16 protein-coding genes, 5 pseudogenes and 1 other annotated feature are annotated in these 25,919 nt (G+C 55.1%); of the genes and pseudogenes, 2 read left to right on the plus strand and 19 right to left on the minus strand.

The features are described 5' to 3' along the window. From NM10_RS04685 to smc, 7 genes and pseudogenes are all read right to left on the minus strand, one after another. Window positions 1-896: efflux RND transporter periplasmic adaptor subunit (locus tag NM10_RS04685; RefSeq protein ID WP_020310451.1), on the minus strand; the 896-nt coding region annotated here is incomplete at its 3' end. A 2-nt stretch (window positions 897-898) separates the two neighbouring features. Continuing rightward, complete coding sequence (locus NM10_RS04690; protein ID WP_020310452.1) at window positions 899-1,489, minus strand: TetR/AcrR family transcriptional regulator; 591 nt, start codon at window positions 1,487-1,489, stop codon at window positions 899-901. 121 nt (window positions 1,490-1,610) lie between these two features. Continuing rightward, entirely contained in the window at window positions 1,611-2,114 is a 504-nt protein-coding gene (gene thiW, locus NM10_RS04695) for an energy coupling factor transporter S component ThiW (protein WP_020310453.1), read from the minus strand. After that, entirely contained in the window at window positions 2,107-2,919 is an 813-nt protein-coding gene (gene thiM, locus NM10_RS04700) for a hydroxyethylthiazole kinase (protein ID WP_020310454.1), read from the minus strand. Before thiM ends, thiW begins: the two co-directional genes overlap by 8 nt. A 14-nt stretch (window positions 2,920-2,933) precedes the next feature. Continuing rightward, a pseudogene (locus NM10_RS15135) lies at window positions 2,934-3,397 on the minus strand (YhcH/YjgK/YiaL family protein). An 11-nt stretch (window positions 3,398-3,408) separates the two neighbouring features. Then, a complete protein-coding gene (gene ftsY / locus NM10_RS04710; protein ID WP_020310457.1) occupies window positions 3,409-4,353 on the minus strand; it encodes a signal recognition particle-docking protein FtsY in 945 nt (314 codons plus the stop codon). A gap of 2 nt (window positions 4,354-4,355) precedes the next feature. Beyond that, window positions 4,356-7,909: pseudogene (gene smc / locus NM10_RS04715) on the minus strand (chromosome segregation protein SMC). Between the two features lie 246 nt (window positions 7,910-8,155). Between smc and NM10_RS04720 the strand changes: the two are divergent. After that, a complete protein-coding gene (locus NM10_RS04720; RefSeq protein ID WP_020310458.1) occupies window positions 8,156-9,109 on the plus strand; it encodes a magnesium transporter CorA family protein in 954 nt (317 codons plus the stop codon). Here NM10_RS04720 and NM10_RS04725 read toward each other — a convergent pair. From NM10_RS04725 to NM10_RS04765, 9 genes and pseudogenes are all read right to left on the minus strand, one after another. Next, window positions 9,101-9,888 (minus strand): annotated as a pseudogene (locus NM10_RS04725) (ribonuclease HII). The gene NM10_RS04720 and the pseudogene NM10_RS04725 overlap by 9 nt on opposite strands. A gap of 2 nt (window positions 9,889-9,890) precedes the next feature. Further along, complete coding sequence (ylqF, locus tag NM10_RS04730) at window positions 9,891-10,754, minus strand: ribosome biogenesis GTPase YlqF (RefSeq protein WP_020310459.1); 864 nt, start codon at window positions 10,752-10,754, stop codon at window positions 9,891-9,893. Window positions 10,755-10,893: 139 nt separating this feature from the next. Then, window positions 10,894-12,801, minus strand: a complete 1,908-nt coding sequence (gene thrS, locus NM10_RS04735) for a threonine--tRNA ligase (protein ID WP_020310460.1) — start codon at window positions 12,799-12,801, stop codon at window positions 10,894-10,896. A 36-nt stretch (window positions 12,802-12,837) separates the two neighbouring features. Further along, window positions 12,838-13,052, minus strand: a binding site (T-box leader). Window positions 13,053-13,349: 297 nt separating this feature from the next. After that, complete coding sequence (locus NM10_RS04740) at window positions 13,350-14,366, minus strand: electron transfer flavoprotein subunit alpha/FixB family protein (protein ID WP_020310461.1); 1,017 nt, start codon at window positions 14,364-14,366, stop codon at window positions 13,350-13,352. Window positions 14,367-14,386: 20 nt separating this feature from the next. Then, window positions 14,387-15,199: an electron transfer flavoprotein subunit beta/FixA family protein gene (locus tag NM10_RS04745; RefSeq protein WP_020310462.1), complete on the minus strand. Its 813-nt coding sequence runs from the start codon at window positions 15,197-15,199 to the stop codon at window positions 14,387-14,389. 73 nt (window positions 15,200-15,272) lie between these two features. Continuing rightward, window positions 15,273-16,423 (minus strand): annotated as a pseudogene (locus tag NM10_RS04750) (acyl-CoA dehydrogenase). A gap of 348 nt (window positions 16,424-16,771) precedes the next feature. After that, the gene (locus NM10_RS04755; protein ID WP_020310463.1) at window positions 16,772-17,386 is read right to left on the minus strand and encodes an NUDIX hydrolase; all 615 of its coding nucleotides are present in this window, start codon (window positions 17,384-17,386) and stop codon (window positions 16,772-16,774) included. A 245-nt stretch (window positions 17,387-17,631) separates the two neighbouring features. Further along, a complete protein-coding gene (gene leuS, locus NM10_RS04760) occupies window positions 17,632-20,112 on the minus strand; it encodes a leucine--tRNA ligase (RefSeq protein ID WP_020310464.1) in 2,481 nt (826 codons plus the stop codon). Between the two features lie 87 nt (window positions 20,113-20,199). Next, on the minus strand, window positions 20,200-21,954 hold the full coding sequence (locus NM10_RS04765) for a glycosyl hydrolase family 18 protein (protein ID WP_020310465.1): 1,755 nt from the start codon (window positions 21,952-21,954) through the stop codon (window positions 20,200-20,202). Window positions 21,955-22,079: 125 nt separating this feature from the next. On the opposite strand from NM10_RS04765, the pseudogene lgt reads away from it, so the two are divergent. Then, window positions 22,080-22,867, plus strand: a pseudogene (gene lgt, locus NM10_RS04770) (prolipoprotein diacylglyceryl transferase). A gap of 280 nt (window positions 22,868-23,147) precedes the next feature. Here lgt and sufU read toward each other — a convergent pair. From sufU to NM10_RS04785, 3 genes are read right to left on the minus strand one after another with little or no spacing between them, the layout of a single operon-like run. After that, window positions 23,148-23,585, minus strand: a complete 438-nt coding sequence (sufU, locus tag NM10_RS04775) for a Fe-S cluster assembly sulfur transfer protein SufU (RefSeq protein WP_020310466.1) — start codon at window positions 23,583-23,585, stop codon at window positions 23,148-23,150. 14 nt (window positions 23,586-23,599) lie between these two features. Then, window positions 23,600-24,820: an aminotransferase class V-fold PLP-dependent enzyme gene (locus tag NM10_RS04780; RefSeq protein ID WP_020310467.1), complete on the minus strand. Its 1,221-nt coding sequence runs from the start codon at window positions 24,818-24,820 to the stop codon at window positions 23,600-23,602. Further along, window positions 24,783-25,919: a SufB/SufD family protein gene (locus NM10_RS04785; protein ID WP_020310468.1), complete on the minus strand. Its 1,137-nt coding sequence runs from the start codon at window positions 25,917-25,919 to the stop codon at window positions 24,783-24,785. The genes NM10_RS04780 and NM10_RS04785 overlap by 38 nt, the downstream gene beginning before the upstream one ends.

Consider the following 25,919-nt stretch of genomic DNA (forward strand, 5'->3'; position numbering starts at 1 on the left):
CGGACAGCGCATTGCGTGGATCTGGGTATCRGRACGACGTCGCATAGAGGCTGGATGAGGAGATTATCCGGATTGTCGAAGACGGCCTTGACGATGATCGAGCCAGAGTTGCCATCCATGCCGTGGTTGACCTGGGTGACATGGCCTTCATAAGGATACATGCTGCCGTCGCTCAAGCGGAGCAGGAGATGGTCGCCCCAGCTGCCGGCGTTGTCCGCAGCCTGCTTGGTCATCTGCAGGTATTCGGCTTCACTGATGGAGAATTCGACATAGACCGGATTGGTCGAAGAAATGGTGACCAGTGCCGTCGAACCGGCCGTCGCAAAGGTACCGATAGGTACGTCATCGACGTTCAATTTGCCGCTGAACGGAGCATAGACAATGGTATCGTCGACGTTATCCTGAGCAGCGTCGACCTGGGCTGCATTGGCTTCGACGACAGCCTGCTGCTGCTGCGTAGCCGCTTCCTGGTCGGTGACGGTCTGCTGCGGGATGGCGTCCTGGCTGGCCAGGGTCTGGTAACGGCGCAGGTTCAGCTGCTGATTGGCCAGATTGGCTTCGGACTGGGCCTGGGTAGCCTTGGCCTGGGCCAGGGCGGCGTCATAGGTCCGGCTGTCGAGGCGGAACAACGGCTGCCCTTCCGTGACTTCCTGACCGCCTTGGACGTATTTTTCTACGACACGGCCGGAAATCTTGGGACGGACAGGCACCTTGTCTGTTGCCGTCACGGTACCGCTGTACTCGGCCTTGACCGGCGTGTCCGCGGCGACGACTTTGTACGTGTTGACTGCAACGGGAGCCTTAGTCGCACTTTGGTTGGCCCCACAGCCGGCTAAGAGCGCGGCGATGGTGAGTACGGTAACGCTCATCGTCGCAAGTTTGCGTTTTTGTATCATCTTCACTTTCCTCCTATTTCTTTCGATTCCTGATTTTTAATGCCATAAAGCAAGACGTTGATACAGCGCTTCATATAGTCACTAAAGGTGGAATCGTGTTTGACATCATTAAAATAATCGATAATGTCATCGGCTGCGCTATGCAGGATACGCAAGAACAGGAACTTATCAAAGGGCTTGAATTCTCCTGTCTCCTGAGCTTCATCGAGGAGCCGTTCCAAAAGGAGCCAGTCTTTTTTATAGCGGGACTGCAAGCGTTCACAAGTACCGGGCATCTTTGCCAGGAGATCCGATGTTTTCCGCACGGACAGGACCTGCCAGTTGTCACTGGGCACGTCGAAATAAGCGATGAGCTTGGCTTCGCAAGTCATGGCCGGATCGCTGACGATACGCTGATGATAGGCATAGATCTTATCGGTAAAATCGGCGATGGCCTGTTCGATGATTTCCTGTTTCGACGAAAAATTTTCGTATAAAGTCCGCTTGCTGATGCGCAGATTACGGGCTAAGTCGTCCATGTGGAAATTGGAACCATGGCGGTTGATTTCACGAAGGGCTTCGGCCAGAATCTTGGCGCGGATATTTTCTGTCATGTAAACACGTCCTACTCAAAAAAATACAAGGTGATACTTTTGAAACTCAAACTATAAAACTCAGTACCAATTTATAGTTTAATATACAGCACCTTATAAGTCAATAAACAAGTTGATATTATTATTTTCTCAATTCTTCGGCAAATTTCCGAATCGGCAGGACTTTGTATAAAACAGCACCACAGGCCGCACCAATACAGGTATTGGGCAAAAAGGCAACGATGAAGAACCATAAGGCGACGACTTTGGAATCGAGGACGAAAGCGGCGACAGGATAGGCGATGAGGCCGCCCAGAAGGCCGGTCCCGACGATTTCCCCGATGACGGCACCCCAGATGGAATTTGTTTTTTTATACAAAACGCCGGATAAAGCGGCGCCGATCATGCTGCCGGGATAGGCCAGGACGGTACCGACGCCCATGGCAATGCGGATGGATGAAATGCAGAAAGCACCGGCCGTCGAATAGCGCCAGCCCACGAGGACCGACAAGAGGACATTGATGAGGTGTTGCAGCGGGAAGACCCGGGCACCGCCGAAGGGAAAGGATACGAAAGGCGCCAGGAGGACGCCGATGGCGATGAAAATCGCCGTCACTGTCATTTTCTTGAGTTCAGTATTATTCACGATGTACTACAACCTTTCCATATTTTTGTAAGATAGCATCATTTAATTGATAAAAGGCATCGAAGAGACGGGCGTGAAAGGTCCCCGGCCCATTCTTCCCCTCCCCTGCCAGGGCCAGCTCGCCGCCGATGCCCATGGCCAGGATGCCGCCGGCTGCGGCTGTGAACGGGTCGGCCACGGCGGCAAAGGAGGCGATGAGGGACGTCGTCATGCAGCCCGTACCGGTCACATAGGTCAGCAGGGGACAGCCGTTGCGGATTTCGGCCGTCTGGCAGCCATCGGAAAGGACATCGACGGCGCCGGTGATGGCGACGGTCGTCCCGAGATGGCTGGCCAGGGACGAAGCCAGGGCCGGGTCGGCTGGGCCTAGACGGCTGTCGACGCCGAAATCCTGGCCGCTCTTATGGGCTGCCAGGCAGGTGATTTCCGACGCGTTGCCGCGGATGACGGCCATAGGCAGTTCATCCAGCAGGCGCAGGGCCGCCTGGGTGCGGAAGGTCGTACCGCCGGCGCCGACGGGGTCGAAGACGATGGGCACGCCGTGGGCAGCGGCCGATTTACCGGCTGCCAGCATGGCCTCCAGGGTCCACGCCTGGAGCGTCCCCAGGTTGAGGACCAGGGCCCTGGCGGCAGCCGCCATTTCGGCGACTTCCTCGACGGCATTGGTCATAGTCGGCGACGCGCCGATAGCCAGGGTCGCATTGGCGCAGTCAGTCATGGTGACGAAATTGGTGATATGGTGAATGAGGGGCCGCTGACGGCGCAGTTCCTCAAGGGCCCTGGCGACGGCCGGAATAAGTTCCATCTTCATCCCCCCTTCTAGACGTGGAGCTTGAGGATGGCCTTCTTGATGGCCTTCCCCTGCCCGTCAGGCGCGCAGAGGCAGCGATGGCCGTCAGCCGGCGTGAAAATGGCATACGTTCCCGGCGTCATGGCAATGACCGTATCGTCGGCGACATCGGGATTGTAGAACCAGGCATCGCTGTCGGCCCGGCTGTCATCGACGACAGGGCCGGCCTGGCATAAGGCTGCCAGCCGATGTTCTCTTCGCCTTCGAGGACGTACTGGACGTCGATGTAGTCGCGGTGGGCTTCCATCAGACGCTGGCTGGCCGGCGCCGTTTCCGTGACATCGACATTCATGTAATTGACTGTATCGAAGGTATGGCGTCCGGGATTCAAGTCCGACTTGACCAGGGAAGACAATTTCTCGATCCACGGCCGGATATATTCCGGCAGGAAACGGCTTTCCTTTTCATACTGGGAAATATTACCTACGAACATGGGATTCCCTCCTAATCTTCGTCGCTGGCTTCGCGGGCTGCGACGTTTTTATCGAACAGGGCATCGGCGAACTGGGCGGCATCGAAGGGACGCAGGTCGTCGACGCCTTCGCCGACGCCGACCCAGCGGACAGGGACGCCCAATTCCCGCTTGACCGACAAGATGACGCCACCTTTGGCCGTCCCGTCGAGCTTGGTCAGGACGACGCCCGTCAAGGGGACGACGTCGCCGAAGAGTTTGGCCTGGCTGACGGCATTCTGGCCCGTCGTGGCATCGAGGACGAGGAGCGTTTCCTGCGGAGCTCCTTCGATGTTGCGGCTGGCGACACGGGCCATTTTCCGCAATTCTTCCATGAGGTTGGACTTGGTCTGCAAGCGGCCGGCCGTGTCGACGAGGAGGATATCCATGCCCTTGGCTTTGGCCGACGCCGTGGCATCGAAGACGACGGCGGCTGCATCGGCGCCTTCCTGATGCTTGACGATGGGTACGCCGACGCGGTCCGCCCAGATGGTCAGCTGTTCCGACGCTGCCGCACGGAAGGTATCGCCGGCGGCGAGCATGACCGATTTCCCCTGCTGCTTGTAATACTTGGCCAGTTTGCCGATAGTCGTCGTCTTGCCGACGCCGTTGACGCCGACGATGAAGATGACCCGCGGCCCGTCTGTTTCCGGCAGGGGTTCATCGTTTTCATTGAGCAGGGCGACGATGCATTTTTCCAAATACGGGACGACGTCGTTGCCGTCTTTGATTTCCTTCGATTTGACACCGGTCCGGATCTGGTCCAGGAGGTATTCCGTCGTTTCGACGCCAATATCGCCGGTGAGCATGACCGCTTCCAGGTCATCGTACATGTCGTCGTCGATCTTGGCATAGCCGCGGACGACGGTTTCGATATTCTGGATGAGCGAGTGTTTCGTCTTTTCTAAGCCTTTGCGCAGTTTTGAAAAAAATCCCATAGTTATGTTCCTTCCTTTAACAATTCATCTACTTTGACAGTCAGCAGGCGCGATACGCCTTTTTCTTCCATGGTCACGCCCAACAGGGTATTGGCCGCTTCCATGGTCTTGCGGCGGTGTGTGATGACGATGAACTGCGTCGCACCGCTGTAATTCTTGAGGTATCGGGCCATGCGTTCGACATTGGCTTCGTCCAGGGCGGCGTCGACTTCGTCGACCAGGCAGAACGGTGCCGGATGATAGGCCAGAAAAGCCAGGAGCAGGGCAATGACCGTCAGGGCCCGTTCGCCGCCGGAGAGAAGCGTCAGGGACTGCTGCTTCTTTCCTGGCGGGCGGATATAGATTTCCACACCGGCTTCCAGGATATGTTCCTTGTCGGTCAGGGCCAGGTGGGCCGTACCGCCGCCGAAGAGACGGCTGAAGATATCCTGGAAGTGGACACCGATTTCCTTGAAGGCCTTGGCGAATTGTTCGGCCATGGCCGCGTCGATTTCAGCGACGACAGTCCGCAGTTTTTCCCGCGATTCTTTCAGGTCATCGCACTGGCGGTTGTAGAAGTCCCGCTTTTCCAGAGCCGTCTTGTATTCGTCTTCAGCTGCCGGGTTGATGGTCCCCAGGGCTGTGATCTGCCTTTCAGGGAGGCGACCTTGTCGTGGAGCTCTTTCAGCGAGCCTTCGCGGCGGCGCTCCATGGCTTCCTGGCGGCTCAGGCCCTGCATGGCCAGCCGTTCTTCATGATGGCTGATATCGCTCTTGTATTTTTCCCGCTGGATGTCGGCAGCGTTGCAGCGCTGCTGCCAATCCTGATGGCGCCGGCGCAGGTCGTCGACGACACCATCCAGGTCCTGGCTCTGTTTCAAAGACTCATTGCGGGTCTGATAAAAAGCCTCTTTGGCCTGGTCGCAGCGGACCGTATCGGCTTCTTTCAAGGTAATATTTTTCGACAGTTCTGTCAACAGGCGGGCCGCTTCTTCCTGGCGGCGGCGCAAATCCTGGCGGCGCTGGGCCAGGGCCTGTTCCTGTACCGTCAGTTCCTGCTGCCATTTGTCATGCTGGCGCAGCTGGTCGTCGCCATGGCTGGCCTGTTCTGTCAGTTTGGCTACGGCAATCTGCCTTTCCGTCAAGGTCTGGCGGCACTGGGCGGCTTCGGCCTTGGCAGCATCACAGGCGTCCTGCCATTGCTGGACATCGGCGGCCGGCCCCGTTTCCATATCGGCCAGGGCGGCTTCCTTGGCGACCAGCCGGGCCTGCATGTCGGCCCGTTCCTTTTCCAAGGCTTCGACGCGCTGGTCAAAATCAGCCAGGGCCTGGCGGATATCGGCCAGGCCCTTCTCTTCCTGACCGCCCTGCCAGCGGGCCTGTTCCGCAGCCTGGCTGGCTTTGCGCCAATGGTCTTCGGCCTGGGCCAGTTCCCGGGCAGATTCTTCGGCCTGCCGGCGCAGTTCCCGGCCCTCAGCGGCCAGGGTTTCCAGACGCTGCTGGCCACGGCGGCAGGTCTCCTGCAATTCCTGCAGCAGCGCCCGCCGGCTGATGAGGGAACCTTCCTGATTGCGGGCGCTGCCGCCGGTCAGGGAGCCGCCGGCGTTGAACTGCGTCCCGTCGAGGCAGACGATGCGCAGGCGATGGCCGTATTTCCGGGCCACAGCCGAGCCCGTATCCATGGTATCGGCCAGGAGGGTCCGCCCTAAGAGGGATGAAAAGACCTTCTCATATTTAGCATCATAAGAAATAGCATCGGAGGCGAAGCCGAGCATGCCCGGTTCGCCGGCAGCCTGTTCTTCATCGGCTGTCCGCTGCCGGCTGCGCAGGGTATCCAGGGGCAGGAAGGTCGTCCGGCCGGCTTTTCTGTCTTTTAAATACGAAATAGCCTGTTTGGCCGCCCTTTCGTCTTCGGCGACGACGTAACGGACGGCACCGCCCAGGGCGACGTCGATGGCGACGGCAAAGCGCGATGGGATCTGGCAGAGTTCGCCGACGGCGCCGCACAGCCGGCTGCGCCAGGGCTGGCTGGCTGTCAGGACGACTTTGACCGCCCGTCCCAGGCCTTCATGTTCCTGTTCCATGCTCTGGAGGACGCGCATGCGCTGGGAGGCGGCGTCGACATCGCCGCGCAGGCGGCGGTATTCGTCTTCTCCTTTTTTCAGGCGCTGGCCCTTTTCCTGAGCCGTCTGTCGCAGCGAGGCGGCCTGCTTTTCAAAGGCGGCGGCTTTTTTCTGGCACGCTTCCTGTTGGGCCTGGGCTTCCTCATGGCGGGCTTCTGCCGCTGTCAGGGTCTGCTTCTTGTCTTCCCACTGCTTCAGGGCCTGCTGGCAGGCGGCTTCATTTTCTTCCAGGCGGCGGCGCAGGTCTTCACTGTCCCGGCGCAGCATGAAAGCGTCGCGGCTGCGCTTGGAGTTGGCGTCGACCCGCTCCTGCAGGGCCTTTGCTGCCGCTTCGGCCTTGGCTTCGGCCTGGCCGAACAGGGTCTGAGTCAGGGCTAAAGCCTTCTGAGCCGCAGCCAGTTCAGCTGCTTTCTGGTCCTTCTGGGCCTGCAGGGTTTCTTTTTGTTCCTGCCAGGCTGCCTGGCGCTGCTGCAGCTGAGCGGCGTCGTCAGCGGCCTGGGATTCGTTCTCGGCCAGTTCGGCCTGCCGCTGCCGGCAGGCTTCACGGCGGTGGACGAGGCTGTCCAGCTCGTTGTGGACGGCCATGGCTTCTTCATCGAGGCGGCGCAGTTTTTCGTCGTCTGCCGCCATGACCTCCAACAGGGCCTTGCGTTTTCCCTCGGCCGCTGCCAGTTCCTGGGCGGCCTTTTCTTCTTCTGTCGCCGCCGTCATGCGGCTGTTCTCGGCTTTGGCCAGGAGGCGTTCGCTGTTGCGCAGTTCCTGCAAGGTCACGGTCCCTTCATAGGCCAGGCGCTCGCTGTCGAGGCAGCGGAATTTCTGCAGAGTTTCTGCCTGTTCCTGCAATGGTTCCAGCCGCTCTTCGAGGACGCTCATGAGGTCGCGGATGCGCTCCAGGTTGCGCTCGGTCTCGGCGATCTTGCGCAGGCCGTCGGCCTTGCGGCCTTTGAAGCGGCTGATGCCAGCAACTTCTTCAAAGATGACCCGCCGCTCTTCGGGCTTGCTGTTGAGGATGCGGTCGACGCGGTTCTGGCCGATGACGGCCATAGAGTCCTGGCCGATACCCGTATCGGCGAAGAGGATATGGATATCTTTCAGGCGGCACGGCCGGCGGTTGATATAGTATTCACTGTCGCCGGAGCGGAAGAGGCGCCGCGTGACGACGACTTCCGTGAATTCCGTATCCAAGGCGTGGTCGCTGTTATCGAAGTACAGCGAGACTTCCGCTGCCCCCTGGGGCCGGCGGGTCTGGGTCCCGGCAAAGATGATGTCTTCCGACTTCTGCCCCCGCAGCTGGCGGACATTCTGTTCCCCCATGACCCAGCGGACGGCATCGGAAATATTGCTCTTGCCGCTGCCATTGGGACCGACGATGGCCGTAATGCCCTTGTCGAAGGTCAGGGTCGTCTTATCTGCAAAGGACTTGAATCCCCGCAGTTCCATTTTCAATAATTGCATAGTTTCTACTCTCTCTGTGGACTGCCCGGACGGACACGGTATGGCGCCGCATAGCAGTTCTGCTTATTTACTCGTACAGTTAATGATACCATAATTACCAGCCTGCCGCCACCACGGCGTCGCCAGCCAGGGCTGGGCAAAGTTTGTGTAAAATATCAGGGAAAGCCTTGACAAGTCCTGTCTTAATGGATTATATTAGAATTTAGGTTTGAAGGCCCTCATTCTGCAGAAAGGGAGAGTACCGTAATGATTCAAGTTTATAAGCACAGCAACGGCCATCTGGAAGATAACATTTCCCTGGCATCGGCTGAAAAAGGATCCTGGATCCACGTCGTAAATCCCGATTCCGAAGATTTACAGCTCGTATCCATGGTCACGGAAATCCCCACTGATGTTCTGAAAACCGCCTTGGACACGGAAGAACGTTCCCACGTCGAAATCGAAGATAACTACATCTTTGTCGTCATCAACATCCCGATCATCTTGGAAACGGACAGTTATGACACCTTGCCCCTGGGCATTTTCATTACACCGGACTTCATCATCACCCTCTGTATTCAAGAAACAGAAGTCATGCGCGCCTTTACGGAGAATAAGTATCCTCTGTTCTATACATTCAAGAAGACGCGTTTCTTATTCCAGATCCTGTACCGTTCGGCGACGCTGTTCCTGCGCTACTTGATGCAGATCAACCGCCGGACCGATGACATCGAGGAAATCCTGCGCCATTCCATGCGCAACAAGGAATTCTTCCTGCTCCTGGAATTACAGAAATCCTTGACGTACTTCACGTCGGCCCTGCGCAGCAATGGCATCGTCATGGAACGGCTCATGCGCCTGCGCCGCAATACGTCGCTCCACCACCTCATCAAGATGTATGAAGAAGACGAAGACCTCCTGGAAGATGTCATCATCGAAAACAAGCAGGCTATCGAAATGGTCGAGATGTATTCCAACATCCTCATGAATATGTCCGATACCTTTGCATCCATCATTTCCAACAACCTGAACTTGGTCATGAAATTCCTGGCTTCCATTACAATCATGCTGGCCGTCCCGACGATCATCTTCAGCCTGTGGGGCATCAACGTCCCCGTCCCCTTCCAGGACACGACAGCCGGCTTCTATTACGTCGTAGGCATCGCCATGTTCTGCACCGTCGTCGCCGTCATCATGCTCTGGCGGAAGGATTTATTCTGAAAGGCCCTTCACCATGCTCTTTATCGGTTCAAAAGAGCGGCGGTGAATGGGACAGGGCCCGTATTTTTGCAACGCTTCCATATGCATTTTCGTCAAATATCCCTTGTGCACGGCAAAGCCGTACTGGGGATATTTTTTGTCGTATTCGACCATGAGGCGGTCACGCGTGACTTTGGCGATGATCGAAGCGGCGGCGATGGACGCGCTCAGGCGTCGCCGTGGACCAGGAACTTATGGGGCACGGTCAGTTCCCGAAGAGGCATGGCATCGACCAGGACGGCTTCAGCCGGCACGGCCAGGCCGTTCACGGCGTCATACATGCCCTGCATGGTGGCGTGGTAAATATCGAGTTCGTCGATTTCTTTTTCCGACTTGGCCACACAGGATACGGCAACGGCTTCGGCCATAATTTTATCATAGAGGACGTCCCGCTTGGCCGGCGGGACTTTTTTGCTGTCATTGAGGCCGGGACATTCCCAGTAGGGCGGCAGGATGACGGCGGCTACCATGACCGGACCGGCAGCCGGGCCGCGGCCGGCTTCGTCGATGCCGGCTACGTGGTACAGCCCTTGGTTGTAGTAAGCCGTTTCCTGGGCATACATGTGCAGGACCCGTTCCCGTTCGGCTTCTTCCCGGATTTTCTGGCGCATATAGGCGGCAGCCAGCTTGCGGACCGACACGCGGCAGTCTTCTTTCATGGCTGCCAGGAGGTCCTGGACGTCACCGCCAGCGGCCAGGCGGGCCTTGAGGTCGGCGACGCGGAGTTTCTCGATATCCATGGTCAGTCCTCCCCTTCCCATTCGCCCAGCCGGTCCAGGGAGATGGCGCCGATCTTGCCTTCGCGGAATTCCTTGAGGATGAGCTTGTACGTCTTTTCCAGGTCGACGACGCCGCCGGAAACGATACAGCCCCGCTTGCGGCCGATGGCTTCGATCGTATCCAGCGGCTTGTCACAGAGGGTTTCCAGTTTATAACGGGCCTTCAATTCATCAGGGTACTGGGCCGATAACTGTTCGATGAGCTGCATGATGACCGTTTCCATGTCGAAGACCGTATCGGAAATGGCCCCTGTCGCTGCCAGGCGGTAGGCGCTGACCTGGTTTTCCAGTTTCGGCCACAAGACGCCCGGCGTATCCAGGAGGTCGAGCTGGTCGCCGATGTGGACCCACTGCTTGCCCTTCGTTTCGCCAGGCTTGTCGGCCGTCTTGGCCGCACTGCGGCGGGACAGCTTGTTGATGAGCGTCGATTTGCCGACATTAGGAATGCCCAGGATCATGGTGCGGACGGCGCGGTTCTTGAGGCCCCGGGCCTTCCAGCGGGCCAGCTTCGGCGCTGCCAGGGAGCGGACCAGGGAAATGAGCTGTTTCACCCCTTTGCCGCCTTTGCTGTTCAGGGCCAGGACTTTGCGGCCCTGCTGCTTGTAATAGGCCACCCATTCGTCGAGGACGGCCGGGTCGGCCAGGTCGGCCTTGTTGAGGACGACGACAGACGGCTTGTCGCCGATGAGGGACTTAATCATGGGATTGGTGCTGCTCATAGGGATACGGGCATCGACGAGTTCGATGACGACGTCGATGATCTTGAGATTTTCCTGAATAAGGCGCTTGGCCTTGGCCATGTGGCCGGGATACCAGTTGATTATCATAGTGAATCTCCTTTGGTGATGAGAAAAAAGGGCTTGTCGAACGACGACAAGCCCTTTTTAGTTGTTAGTGGCTAGTTGTTAGTTTTTAGTAGATGGCTTTATTTTAAAACTTCTAACTGCAAACTACAAACTCACGCTATTAGCCTTCTCTTGTTTCGGTGAGTTTCTGGATGTGGGCGACGACTTCGTCGATCGGTTTGGCGCCTAAATCGCCTTTGGAGCGGTCGCGCAGGCCGAGGGCGCCGTTTTCCATTTCTTTATCGCCGACGACAGCCATGTAAGGAACTTTTTCCATCTGAGCCTTGCGGATCTTGTAGCCGATCTTTTCGCTGCTTTCATCGACTTCGACGCGGATGCCCAATTTCTTGAACTTCTTAGCCAGGTCTTTGCAGTAAGCCAGGTGTTTGTCGGAGATGGGCAGGAACTTGATCTGGACCGGAGCCAGCCATACCGGGAAAGCACCGGCATAGTTTTCGGTAATGATGCCCAGGAAACGTTCGATACTGCCGAAGCAGGCACGATGTACCATGACCGGGCGATGTTTCTGGCCATCTTCGCCGATGTAGGTCATGTCGAAGCGTTCCGGCATGAGCATGTCGAGCTGGATAGTACCGCACTGCCAGGTACGGCCGATGGAGTCTTTCAGGTGGAAGTCCAGTTTCGGGCCGTAGAATGCGCCGTCGCCTTCGTTGATGACGTACGGGATGTGGCGTTCTTCGATGACATCATGCAAGGTCTTGGTAGCCAGTTCCCAGATTTCGTCGGAGCCCATGGAGTCTTCCGGACGAGTGGACAATTCGACGTGATATTCCAGGCCGAACTGTTTGTAAGCCTTGTCGAAGAGGTCCATGACGCCGGAGATTTCTTCTTTCATCTGGCTCGGCAGCATGAAGATGTGAGCATCGTCCTGAGTGAAGCAGCGGACGCGGAACAGGCCGTGGAGGGCCCCATGGAGTTCATGGCGATGGACCAGGCCGAGTTCAGCCATGCGCATCGGGAAGTCGCGGTAGCTGTGGACGTTACTCTTATAGACCAGGATGCCGCCCGGGCAGTTCATCGGTTTGATGGCGTAAGGCTGTTCATCGATGGTCGTGAAATACATGTTGTCGCGGTAGTGATCCCAGTGGCCGGACTGTTCCCAGAGGTGACGGTTGAGGATCATCGGGGTCATGATTTCGTCGTAATCGGCTTCATCATGGAGTTCATGCCAGAATTTAAGCAAGTTGTTGCGCAGGATCATTCCCTTGGGATGGAAGAACGGGAAGCCCGGGCCTTCTTCGTGGAAGCTGAACAGGTCGAGCTGTTTGCCCAGTTTACGATGGTCGCGCTTTTCAGCTTCTTCCATCATCTTCAGGTATTCATCGAGTTCCGATTTCTTTTCAAAAGCGGTCCCGTAAATACGCTGGAGCATCTTGTTGTGTTCATCGCCGCGCCAGTAAGCACCGGCAACGGTGCGCAGCCTGAAGGCCTTGACGGCACCGGTCGAAGCGCAGTGCGGGCCGGCACAGAGGTCGACGAAGTCGCCCTGGCGGTAGATGGAGATGACGGCATCTTCCGGAAGGTCTTCGATGAGTTCTACTTTATAATCCTGGCCAGCGTCTTTGAAGAGTTTCAAAGCGTCGGCACGGGACAAGACTTCTTTGGTAATGGGAAGGTTTTCTTTGACGATCTTAGCCATTTCAGCTTCAATGGCAGCAAAGTCTTCCTGTGTGAAACGGTGTTCTGTGTCGAGGTCGTAGTAGAAGCCGTTTTCAATGGACGGGCCAATGGCGAACTTGACGCCCGGGAAGAGGTGCTGGATAGCCTGTGCCATGACATGAGATGCTGTATGGCGGAGCGTATTTTTCCCTTCCTGGTCGGCGAAGGTGAGGAATTCAACGGTCGAGCCGTCGACGATGGTTTCGCGGAGGTCCGTGACTTCACCGTTTACCTTTGCGACTAATACTTTCTTTGCAAGACTGTTGCTGAGCTGTTTGACAGCTTCGGCAAGAGAGATGCCATCGGGAAACTGTTTTTTGCTTCCGTCTTTTAATACTAATTCTGCCATTACAAACATCCTCCTTAATAAAAAAAGCTCTCGTCCTCAAGGGACGAGAGCATAACTCACGTGGTTCCACCCTAGTTCACCGGAAAACCCGATGTACTCAAGCGCGATAACGGGGCGGCCGGGACCCCCTACTTACTTCGGGAATCCTGCTCCAAGGCGGTAACTTGCCAGACTTTATAAAGCACTCTCACCATCGTGCCTCTCTCTGTAATAAAGGAGCTATCAAGTGTTGTCCTTTTCAAAGCATCTTACATATCTCTATGTATGCGTAAATTATACGGCAGGAAATGGGGGTTGTCAAGAGAGAAAAGAGGCTGTCTTAAAGCGACAGCCTCTTTTTGAGTTTGTAGGGGTTGCCCGTGGGCGACCCGCCAAGTATTTGTATGATGTTTCTAGCAACTTGAATAGGAAACCACACATATGCTGAAACGGGTTCGCCACGTGCGAACCCCTACGAACTAGTGGTCAGACACTAACGGCCAGCTGCCAGTAGCAAAAAAGGTCTATCGCATAGCGATAGACCTTTTGATTATGCACGGTTAGATAACTTATGCAATGCCTTTCTGTTTCTTGATAGCTTCCGTGAGGAGCGGGAGAACTTTGAAGACATCGCCTACGATACCATAGTCGCAGACTTTGAAAATCGGAGCATCTTCGTCTTTGTTGATGGCGATGATGCAGTCAGAACCAGTCATGCCTGCCAAGTGCTGGATAGCACCGGAAATAGCGCATGCAATGTAGATCTTCGGACCAACTGTTTTACCAGTCTGGCCAACCTGATGGAGAGCATCGATCCAGCCAGCGTCAACAGCTGCACGGGATGCACCAACAGCGCCGCCGAGGACGTCTGCGCATTCTTTGAGGATACCGGTCTTGAACGGTTCTTCACCGTTCATGCCACGGCCGCCAGCAACGATAACGTCAGCGTCTTCGATTTTAACGCCTTCGCCGCCCAATTTGATGAGTTCGACGAATTTGGTCATGAAGTCAGCATCGGAGAGGTTAGCTTTCTTTTCGATAACTTCGCCAGTTGCAGAAGGATCTGCTTCTGGTTTTTTGAAGACGTGCGGGCGGACAGTACCCATCTGCGGACGGTTGTCCGGGCAGATGATTTCAGCCATGATGTTGCCGCCGAGAGCCGGACGGGTCCATACGATGGTCTTCTTGTCGTCGTCAACGCCGAGCTGTGTGCAGTCAGCGGTGAGGCCAGTCTTCAAGGAGTTAGCGACACGCGGGCCGAGGTCACGGCCGATGTTGGTAGCGCCAACGAGGAATACGTTCGGTTTTTCTTCATGGAAGAAATCGCAAATAACTTTTGCATAAGCCGTCGTATTGTAATGTTCGAGCTGAGGATCATCATATACGAATACCTTATGAGCACCGTGAGCGATGAGTTCCTGAGCCAACGGTTTTACGTCTTTACCAATGAGGATTGCACCGACTTCGTCGCCGATGGTGTCAGCCAAGATGCGAGCCTGGCCCAACAATTCGAAAGATACATCACGTAATTTGCCTTCAAACTGTTCAGCAATTACATAAATGCCTTTATATTCTGCTAAATCCATTTTCACTGTTCCTCCTTAGATTAAATGATTTTCTGGGCAACCAGTTTTTCCATAATCTGGTCGACGATTGCCTGTTCGTTGTCATCTTCAACTTTGAGAACGAGACCACCGGATCTCTGAGGCGGTGTGAAAATCTTGCGGACTTTAGTCGGAGAGCCAGACAAACCGATCTGAGCGTCATCAGCTGCAACAGCAGCAGCGTCCAAATTCGGGATTTCGCGGCGTTTTGCTTTCATGGTGCCACGAATGGTCGGGAAACGCGGTTCGTTCAAGTCTTTAACAGCGGTAATCAATACCGGGAAGTTAGCTTCCGTTACGATGTAGCCTTCTTCGTTTTCCTGCTGAACAGTAACTTTGTTGCCTTCGACTTTGATGTCGCGGGCATACGTAATCTGAGGAATACCGAGTTCGCAAGCGATCTGCGGGCCAACCTGAGCGGTATCGCCGTCGATAGCCTGTTTGCCGCAAAGGATGATATCGAACTGTTCGATACCTTTGTCAGCAGCTATTTTTTTGATAGCCTGTGCCAAAGCATAGCCCGTAGCTAACGTGTCGGAACCACCGAGTTTGCGGTCGGACAGAAGATATGCATCGTCAGCGCCCATTGCGAGGCCTTCACGAAGAACGTCTTTTGCCTGATCAGGACCCATCGAGAGTAACGTAATCTTTACGTCTTTGTCAGCATCTTTCATCTGAAGAGCTGCTTCCAGAGCATTCTGGTCGAAGGGGTTAAAAATGTTAGGAACACCAGCACGAATGACGGTATGTTTTACGGGGTCAATCTTAACTTCTGCTGTGTCCGGAACTTGTTTGACACATACCAATATTTCCATTTACGTTTGCCTCCTAAAATCTTTTTTTATGTAACAGGCTTGGCTGATGCCAAGCCTGCATCATAAACTTCACTTATCTTAACAGAGCACCGCCTGTAACCATGAGCTGAACTTCGTTCGTGCCTTCGTAGATCTGAGTGATCTTAGCATCGCGCATGTGACGAGCAACCGGATATTCTTCGCTGTAGCCATAGCCGCCGAAGATCTGGACTGCTTCTGTCGTTACGCGCATAGCAACATCGGAAGCAACGCGTTTTGCGATAGCAGCATCAACGGTGAAGGGTTTACCTTCCTGTTTCTTGCAAGCAGCTTTGTAAACGAGGTTACGGGCAGCTTCGATCTGCATCTTCATGTCAGCCAGTTTGAAGGAAATGGACTGGAATTTGCAGAGCGGTTTGCCGAACTGTACACGCTGTTTGGAGTATTCAACAGCATCTGCCAGTGCAGCTTCTGCAATGCCGAGAGCCTGAGCAGCAACGCCGATACGGCCGCCGTCCAAAGTCATCATAGCGATCTTGAAGCCTTTGCCTTCTTCGCCGAGCATGTTTTCAGCCGGAACTTTGACGTCCTGGAATACGAGTTCCATGGTCTGCGAAGTATGGATGCCCATCTTGTCTTCTTTCTTACCGAAAGTGAAGCCAGGCATGCCGTCTTCGAGGATGAAGCTGTAATGCCGTGGTTGCCTTTGCTCTTGTCGGTCATAGCGAAGATGATGTAGATATCAGCAGCGCCGCCGTTGGTGATGAAAATCTTGGAGCCGTTCAGCGTGTATGTGCCGTCGTCGTTCTTAACAGCAACAGTCTGCTGGCCGGAAGCATCAGTACCAGCGTTCGGTTCGGTCAAGCCGAAAGCACCGAGTTTAGTACCTTCAACCAAAGGAACGAGGAATTTTTCTTTCTGAGCTTCTGTACCGAACTGCCAAATCGGGTTAGCGCAAAGGGAAACCGTTGCCGACAGGGTGATAGCAACACCAGCGTCGTATTTAGCCAATTCTTCAACAGCGAGGATGTAGCTCAAAACGTCGCCGCCGTCATCGCCGGAACCGCCGTATTTTTCTTCGAAGTAAGCGCCGGTAATACCGAGGCTGAGCAGTTCATCAATAAGGTCTTTGTCATAAATACCTTTGTGGTCGCGTTCCGTAATGGTCGGAGCTAATTTCTTTTCGCCGAAATCATGAGCGAGTTTTAAGAAGTCCTGTTGAATATCTGTTAAGTTAAAATCCATGATGTTTCCACTCTCCTTAGTGTATAGTTAGTTTAGTAAAGCCATAAGATAAAAACCTGAACATCGAGGCGATACATTTCCTTACAGTAAATTCTGTCTGGATATATATTCACACCGTCTCAGTGCTTACAAATGCATTGTACAACTTTTCACATGTTAAATCAATAGCAAAAAGCCTATAAAGCACAATATCACTATTCCATTTTCTCATCCTAAAACTTTAACAAGACTTTTTTGTACTAATGGAGGCAAAAAGATTAAAATCTTCTTGACAGAGTACGCCTTGCTTTTCCGTATACGCTTTTGTACGTATACCTAACTATACTGGTTACAAATATTAAGGAAAGCTTACGGTTGTATTATAGCACGGATACCCCGGAAGTTGTCAAGGATGTGTGCCGTAATTCCCCAGATTTTATAATTTTCATACGTATAAATCTTGACGTTATACGTCCGGCGCTGTTTCCAGCCTGTCTGATGGGAAATATCCAGGCCCTTGGGAAAGCCCGGTGCCGGCCGGGTAGCCAGTTCGACGCGGCCGATTTCCGGTTCATGCTCATCGAACCAGGACAGAGGGACCGTAAAGGTATGGTCCACTTCGCCCCGGTTGAGGACGAAGTCATCTGTATCCATATAGGCGGCAAAGGGCCATACGGTGACGCCTACAGGTGATTCCATGTAGTCCAGGGGGCCCCAGACGTGGATATGGGATGGGTCGACGCCGAGTTCCTCCTTCGTCTCCCGCAGGGCCGCTTCCAGAGCGCTGTCGTCGCCGTCGTCGATGCGGCCGCCGGGGAAGCAGACGTCGCCAGGCTGCCAGCCCAGCTTGCTGCTGCGCACTTCAAACACGGCCTGTTCTTCCCCGTCTTTGTAGATAATCGGCACTAAGACGGCACAAGCCCGCGTATTCATACAGGTGTTCTGGCGGACGATACGGTCCGGCCATGGCTTAAATGCTTTCATACAAGGCTCCTTTCTGAGGAAAAGACTAAGTTCAAAGAAGTACAAAGTAAAAGGGCTTGTCGTACTTCGACAAGCCCTTTTACTGTAGGGGCGCCACGCGGGGCGCCCATATCTGTTAGTTGTCAGTGGCTAGCCATCAGCTTATAGCTAACCCCAACCTCTCCGGCCTTTCAGGCCACCTCCCCTATCAGGGGAGGCAAAACTGCGAACTGCGGCCGGCGGGCTCGTCACGTGCGAGCCTCTACTTATTTTATGACGATGTTGATGATTTTCTTCGGTACGACGATGAATTTGACTACTTTCTTATCGCCGATGAATTCCTGGATGTGCGGTAAAGCCAGGACTTTTTCCTGCAAGGCATCTTTGTCGATGTCGACGGCTACGGTCAGGCGGTCGCGTACTTTGCCGTTGATCTGGACAGGCAGTTCGATTTCATCGACGACGAGAGCCGATTTGTCGACTTCCGGCCAATCCTGGGCATGGACGCTGCCTTCAAAGCCGCATTTCTGCCAGAGTTCTTCCGTAATATGCGGTGTGAAGGGAGCCAGGAGCTTGAGCAGGTTCTTGTTGGCTTCCAGGGCAACGGCCTTGTGGATGGTCTTGTTAGCGCCGACATAGCCATGCATGGCGTTAACATATTCCATGATCGAGCTGACAGCCGTATTGAGGCCGTAGTTGCCGTCTGTGCCGCGGACGTCTTCTGTGACCTTGGCAATGGCTTTGAATTCCTGGAAACGCAGTTCTTTTTCGGCTTCCGTATAGTCCGTCCCTTCAAGGCCGTCTTTGACCAAGTCCTGGAACTGATGGACAATGCGCCATACGCGGTTGAGGAAGCGGTAAGAGCCTTCGACGCCCTGGTCAGACCAGGCCAGGTCGCGTTCGGGCGGAGCCGCGAAGAGGATGAACAGGCGGGCCGTATCGGCGCCGTATTTGGCGATGATTTCTTCCGGCGATACGATGTTGCCCTTGGACTTACTCATCTTGCTGCCGTCGAGGAGGACCATGCCCTGTGTCAGCAGGCGTTCGAAAGGTTCGACATTGTTGACCAGGCCGGCGTCATAGAAGACCTTCATGAAGAAACGGGAATACATGAGGTGCAGGATGGCGTGTTCGATGCCGCCGATATACTGGTCGACGTTCATCCAATGGTTGGCTTTCTTCGGATCCCAGGCTTTTTCATCATTGCGGGCATCGGTATAGCGGAGATAGTACCACGACGAGCAGACGAAGGTATCGATGGTATCCGTTTCACGCGTAGCCGGGCCGCCGCATTTCGGGCACGTGCAGTGGACGAAGTGTTCGCTCGTAGCCAGCGGCGATACGGCGCCAGCCGTGAACTTGACGTCTTCCGGCAGCTTGACCGGCAGCTGGTCTTCCGGTACAAGCTGTTCGCCGCATTTCGGGCAGTAGATGATAGGGATAGGAGCGCCCCAATAGCGCTGACGGGAAATGAGCCAGTCGCGCAGGCGATAGTTGACGCGGCGTTTCCCCAGTCCTTTTTCTTCCATGTAGTCGATGATGGCTTTCATGGCTTTATGCATTTCCATGCCCGTGAAAGGACCGGCATTGACCAGGACGCCGTCCTTGTCTTCATAGGCATGGTCCATTTCTTCCAGCTTCAGTTCGTGGTCTTTCGGCTGCAAAGTGATGATCTTCGGGATGTTGTATTTCGTAGCGAACATCCAGTCACGCTGGTCACCCGTCGGTACGCCCATGACGGCGCCGGTACCATAATCGTAGAGGACGTAGTTGGTGATCCAAATCTGGACGCTCTTGCCCGTCAGCGGATGGACGCAGTCGATGCCGGTATACATGCCGACTTTTTCCGATTCCGTGCTCGTCCGTTCGATATCGCTGGTATTGCGTACTTTTTCGCAGAATGCTTCCAGTTCGGCTTTCTTGGGATTGTTTTCCAAAATCTTGTGGACCAGCGGATGTTCCGGCGGCAGGACGACGAAAGTGACACCGTAAATCGTGTCAGGACGCGTCGTGTAGACGGCGACTTTTTCCTTCAGGCTGGGAATGTCGAAGCTGAATTCCAAGCCTTCGCTGCGGCCGATCCAGTTCTTCTGCATGGTCTTGACGCGTTCCGGCCAGCCCGGCAGGAGTTTCAGATCGTCGAGCAGGCGGTCTGCGTAGTCGGTGATTTTGAAGAACCACTGTTTCAAGTCCTTTTTGACGACCGGTGTGTCGCAGCGCCAGCATTTGCCTTCGATGACCTGTTCGTTGGCCAATACGGTGTTGCATTTTTCGCACCAGTTGACTTTAGCTTCTTTGCGGTAAGCCAGGCCGCGTTTGTAGAGCAGTTCAAAGATCCACTGCGTCCATTTATAGTATTTTTCGTGGCACGTAGCGACTTCGCGGTCCCAGTCATACGACAGGCCCAGGGCTTTCTGCTGGCGTGTCATGTTTTCAATATTGCTGTATGTCCATTCTGCAGGCGGGATATTGTGTTTGATAGCTGCGTTTTCTGCAGGCATACCGAAAGCATCATAGCCCATAGGATGCAAGACGTTATAGCCGCTCATGCGGCGATAACGGGCAATGACGTCACCAATCGTGTAATTGCGGACATGACCCATGTGCAGGTTACCCGACGGATACGGGAACATTTCCAATACGTAGTACGGCGGCTTGCCGTTGTCTTCGGTGCAGCAGTCGCATTTACTTTCTTCCCATACGTGCTGCCATTTCTTTTCTATTTCCTGTGGAATATACTTTTCCAATTGTGAGAGCCTCCTATCCTGCCCCAGTCAAAATACAGACAGACTGTACTACAGCGTCTTGAGTATTATTATAGTGGCAGGGCGTCGTCAAGTCAATTCATGTTTTGCAAAACGCTGCCAAAAATGTGCCGGTTCAAAGCCTTTGCGCCAGAAGGCAGCGCCGCCCAAACCATAGGTCTGGACCAGGCCGGCTTTGGCTTTCAGTGACTTTTCATCTTCAAACCAGATCTTGACGGTCCCCGTCGTCAGCGGCAGTTCCAGATAATAGAGCTGCAGATCATCGTTCCAGACGACATAGTCCTTATAGGCCTTGAGGATGTCTTCGCTGTCGGCCATGGTCAACGTGCGGACGAAGAGCTTGCCCTTGCCGCCGCTCTTGCGCGCCGGAGCCGTGGCTGCAGCTTTGGGTGCCGTCCTGATACGACGCGGCAGGACACGGCGCTTATACGTTTCCCCATCGAGTTCGACAGGCATGATGACCGGCTGTTTGGCCCGACGGACATTTTCCTGTTCCGCCGTTACGACCTGGACCAGCATCGGCCCAGCCGCTTCTTCAGCTGCTTCTTCTCTGGCCTCGCTGTATTTCACGCCCTTTGCCGGCGGTGCGCCGACGACAGCCGGCCAGTCGTGGATGTCTTTCGGCAAATCGCGGCCATCGCTGGATTCATACCACAAGCGCATGTACAACGGCATGCCCAGCAGGACTTTCGACGGCGGTACGAGATCGATCGTATTCTGTACAGCCCGTTCGACCCAGGGATAGGAAGCGACAGGGCCGGCTGTCGTGCTGGCCCGGCCGAACTGGTCATAGGCCATGACCATGAGGTAGTCGAGATGCGGAGCCAGGGCCGCCCGGTCATAGACCAGGGACCAGTTGGGGCTGTCCGAGACGGGCGTGACATCCATGGAAAGCTGGATACCATAGGCATGGCAGGCCTGGGACAGTTTGGCCACAAAAACCGTCAGAGCATCTTTATCGCTGTAATTGACGTTTTCAAAGTCGATGTTATAGCCTTTGAAATCATATAATAAGGCATAGCCGACGAGCTGGCGGACCATCGTGTCCTGGAGACGGCTGTTGCTCAGGACCTGATGGGTCAGTTTGGGGTTGAAATTGTTGTCGATCAAAGGCCACATAACGTATCCCTTGCTGGTATACGTCGAAGCCAGCATATCGAAGTCGGGATTGCGCAGTTCGACGCCGCTTTCCGTCAGGCGGAAAGCACAGGGCGACATGACGGGCTGACGGGTCTGCAAAGACGGCAGGCTGGCGTCTTCCTTCATGACAGGGTCCCAAAAGAGGACGGTCCCCATCTTCCCTTCCTTAGCCGCTGCCGGTACTGCGTCCTGTACCTGGCGGAGTTCCGGTACCGTATGGACGGGCTGGGATGGCGGCAGGAGTTCGTTCTTTTCTGTCGTCCCGTTGCCCAGGACGTAGCTGATGCCCAGGGGACGGCGGACATGGCGGATATTGATGGTCCGGCCGCCGCTGACTGCTCGTCCTGGCAGAGTCAGCTGGACGTTTTCGTTCTGCCAGGCCGTCGAGCCGTTCTGGGCCTTCGGCAGGCGGAACCAGTAGGTCCCCTTGGCGTGGTCGGCTTCACGGATGCCGTATTGTTCCAGCGCCTTGTCAGAGACGAGCCAGCGCCCCTGGTCTTCGACGATTTCCAGGTCTTTGATGGCTTCATCAGGGATAGGATTGGCTACGGTAGATACACTGAAGGCCGGGTCCGACGCCTTGGCGCTGTCCGCAGCCGGCCCATTGGCCCAGGAAACAGCACTCAGGGACAGACAGATCAAGGCGGCCAGACAGGACGTCCGCATAACATGGTTGTATTTCATCGTCATTTGCTCCTCACGGGGATTGGAAAAAAGTCCTCAATCCTGTATAATTCTATGGTAACCGTGAACCTTTTCATGTTCCGTTCACATTGTTTCATTATACCACAACAAAGGGGTGTTTTATATTGCATCAATATCTATTTTTTATCGGTTCCTTCCCGATCCGGGCCTATGGGCTGTTATTCATGCTGGGTATCGTTTCTGCCGGCATTACGGCTTACTATATCATGAAACGCGACGGCCGGGGCTGGCACGTCCACATCTTTGACTTCACCATGTACTGCGGCCTGTCGGGCATCGTCGGCGGCCGTCTATGGGACGTCTTCTTCTTCGACTGGGCCTATTATCACAACCATCTGACGGAAATCCCCTACGTCTGGCAGGGCGGCATGGCTATCCAGGGCGGCCTGCTCTTCGGCGCCGTAGCCGGCATCCTGTACACGAAGTACCATCACATCGACACCTGGGCCTTTGCCGACCTCCTGGCACCGTCCATCATCCTGGGCCAATCCATCGGGCGCATGGCCAACCTCATGAACGGCGACGCCTTCGGCCATCCCACAGGCGGTGACTTCGGCATCGTCTATCCCGACACGACCCTGGCCTATCACACGTATGGCAATCAGCCTTGTGGCCGGCCGAAGTCTGGGAAGGTCAGATCGACGTCCTGGTCTTCGTCGCGCTGCTCCTCTACAGCTGCTTCCCCCACAAGAAGGGCCAGGTATTTTGCCTGTACGTCATGCTCTACGCCGTCGAACGCTTCTTCCTGGAATTCCTCCGTGGCGACTACGTCAACCTGACGCTGGGCCTGAAATCGGCCCAGATGACCAGCATCATCGCCTTCGCCATCGCCCTCATCGCCTTCATCCTCATCCAGTGGAAAGGCAGCGTGGATGAAAAAGTCAGTGGCTAGTGGTTCGTGGCTCGCAGCCTGCAGGCCGCAAGCACCGCATGGGCCGTCCTAAAAGCCTTTCCAGCCCGTCAGGGGCCGACCCACGGAAGGCGCAGGACGGTTGCTGGAACGGACAGCAGAGGCTGGCGGCCCGCCTGAATCTCTGTACACGAAAAAGAGGCTGTTGCATTAAGCAAAAACATGTGCTTAATGCAACAGCCTCTTTTGATTTATGGGATTCCCACAAGCGGGACGCCCTCTGGGCGTCCCCTACGAGCCGCTAGCAGCTAACTGCTAGCGGCTACTTTTCTTCCCGTTCCAGGGCATCTTTCAGGGTATGCCATGCCAGGACGGCGCATTTGACGCGGGCCGGCATGTTGGAGATATTCTTCAGGGCGATGGCGTCTTCCAGTTCTTCCAACTGGTCATCGTCGGTGACTTCCCGTTTGATCATATCCAGGAAGAGGTCGACCAGGCGCAGGGCTTCTTTGACGGTCTTGCCTTTGATGAGGTCGATCATGATGTCCGCTGAAGCCTGGCTGATGGCACAGCCGTGGCCCGTATAGGCAGCGTCTTTGATGACGCCGTCCTGGATGTCGGCCTGGAGGGTGATGTCGTCACCGCAGCTCGGGTTGTGGCCGTGTTCGCTGAGGTTGGCATCTTCCAGGGGATGTTTATTTTCCTGACACTGATTGTGTTCCAAGATGATGTCGGAATACAATTCGTTCATATTTTCCATGACTTTCTATCTCCTTAATCTTTAAAGCCCATCTGTTTGCGGACGAGGGGCAGTTTTTCCAGGAAGTAGTCGACTTCTTCCAGGGTATTGTAGATATAGAAGCTGGCGCGGTTCGAGGCTTCTACGCCCAAGTGAGCGCCTAAAGGCTGTGCGCAGTGGTGGCCCGAACGGATGGCGATGCCGAAGCTGTCCAGAATGGTCGCTGCGTCATGGGGATGGACGCCGTCGATGGTGAAGGTAATGACGCCGGTTTTTTCAGCCGGGTCGGTACTGCCGATGATGTGGATATGAGGGATTTTCTTCATCCCTTCCAGGCAGTGGCGGGTCAGTTCTTCTTCATGGGCTTCGATGTTGTCCATGCCCAGGTCTTGCAAATAGTCGATGGCAGCGTGCAGAGCAACGGCACCTTCGACGTTCTGGGAACCGGCTTCGAATTTGAAGGGCAGTTCGTTAAAGGTCGTCGACTGTTCCTTGACATATTCGATCATGTCGCCGCCGAGGAGGAACGGTTCCATGCCTTCCAGGATGGCTTTCTTGCCGTAAAGGACGCCCGTGCTGGCAGAACCGCACATCTTGTGGCCCGAGAAGGCGAAGAAGTCGCAGTCCATATCCTGGACGTCGGTCTTCATGTGCGGTGTCGACTGAGCACCGTCGACGATGGCGATGGCTCCGACGGAATGGGCTTTGGCGACGATTTCCTTGACCGGGCGCTTCATGCCGAAGACGTTGCTGACAGCGGCAAAGGCGACGATTTTCGTCTTGTCGTCGATTTTAGCCAGGTCTTCTTCTGTGAAGTGGCCTTCTTCGTCGAGGTACATATAATCGAGTACGGCGCCGGTCTTCTGGCAGACGCGCTGCCACGTGACCAGGTCGGAATGGTGTTCCGAAATGGGGATGACGATCTTGTCGCCTTTCTTCAGGCGCGGTTCTGCATAGCTGCGAGCTACGAGGTTCAGCGCTTCCGTCGTATTGCGGACGAAGATGACTTCTTCCGTCGAAGCGGCGTTGATGAATTTGCGGACTGCTTCGCGGGCTTCGTCGTACAATTCACCGGCTTCGATGCTGAGGACGTGGGCACCGCGATGGGGATTGCCGTTGTGGTGTTCCAAGAGGTCTACGATGGCGTGGATGACCTGGTACGGTTTCTGCGTCGTCGCAGCGTTATCAAAGTAAACGATCTGATGTCTATTATGGGCTTTAGTCAAGATGGGGAAATCTTTGCGTACATTTAGCATGGCAATCACCTTTCTTGCGGCAGAACTGCATCTTTTCGCGTACAGCCTGGAGCGCTTTATTTTCTAAATCTTTATCACCCAGGGCGTCGATGACCGGGCGGATATTCGATTCGACGATGATTAGCTGGGCGCCGGTTTCATTAAAGCCGCGGCTCATGAGGTAGAAGAGCTTGTCCTTATCGATCTGGCCGGCACTGGAAGCATGGTTCCCGACGACGTCGTCTTCTTTGCAGAGGAGGAGCGGTACGGAAATGGAATGGACCTTCGGGCTGAGCAGGATGCACGTATCCGATTCGGAACCGACGGCTTTCTTGCCGCCGCGGAGGAAGTCGATAGTACCGCGGAAGAACTTCTTCGACGTATCGAGGAGGGCGCCTGTCGTCAAGATGTCCGTATTGGTCTTGACGCCCTGTGTGGGAACCCAGTAAGAGAAGTCGACGACCTGGTCGTCATGGCCGAGGTACATGGCCTGGCTGTTGAAATTGCTTTCATCGTGCATGAGGTCTGTCTTGTAATAGACGATAGCTGCCTTGCCGCCCAGTTCGGCACTGACGTAGTCGATCGTACTTTCTTTGCCGGCATCGCCGTAGCGGTGTTCGACGTGGCGGACGTTTTCGCCGTTGAGCTGGACCTTGCTGACTTTGACGTGAGCCCCTTCGCCGGTCTTGACGTAAGTGAGGAAGTTGACTGAGCCGTCATCGGCACTGCCGTCAAATTCCAGGTAGACCGTCAAATCGCTGTGGGCAGCGGCTTCGATTTTGAGCTGAGCCGTGAGCTGAGGCATCGCTTCGCTGAGGCTGTATTTCAAATGGACCGACCCTTTCTGGTTTTCGCCGACGCTGACGGCGCAGCCAGAATTGGCCTGGTTCAGTGCTTTTTGGAGTTCTTCCGCATTGGAACCCTGGAAATCGCCGAGGCCCGGCATCTGATTGCCTTCATAGAAGATCACCGCTGCGTCGCCGTCGTGGCGTTCTTCCGGCGTATAAGCCGGAGCAGCCTGGGCTTTCAAGGGGTCCAATTCCAGGTGATTGACCTTCATCCAGCGGAAGGTCGGGCGCGGGAGTTGGTTGTACTGGATTTTTTCTGTCTTTACTGCCAT

This window comes from Megasphaera sp. NM10, from assembly GCF_000417505.1.
Classification (GTDB): domain Bacteria; phylum Bacillota; class Negativicutes; order Veillonellales; family Megasphaeraceae; genus Megasphaera; species Megasphaera intestinihominis.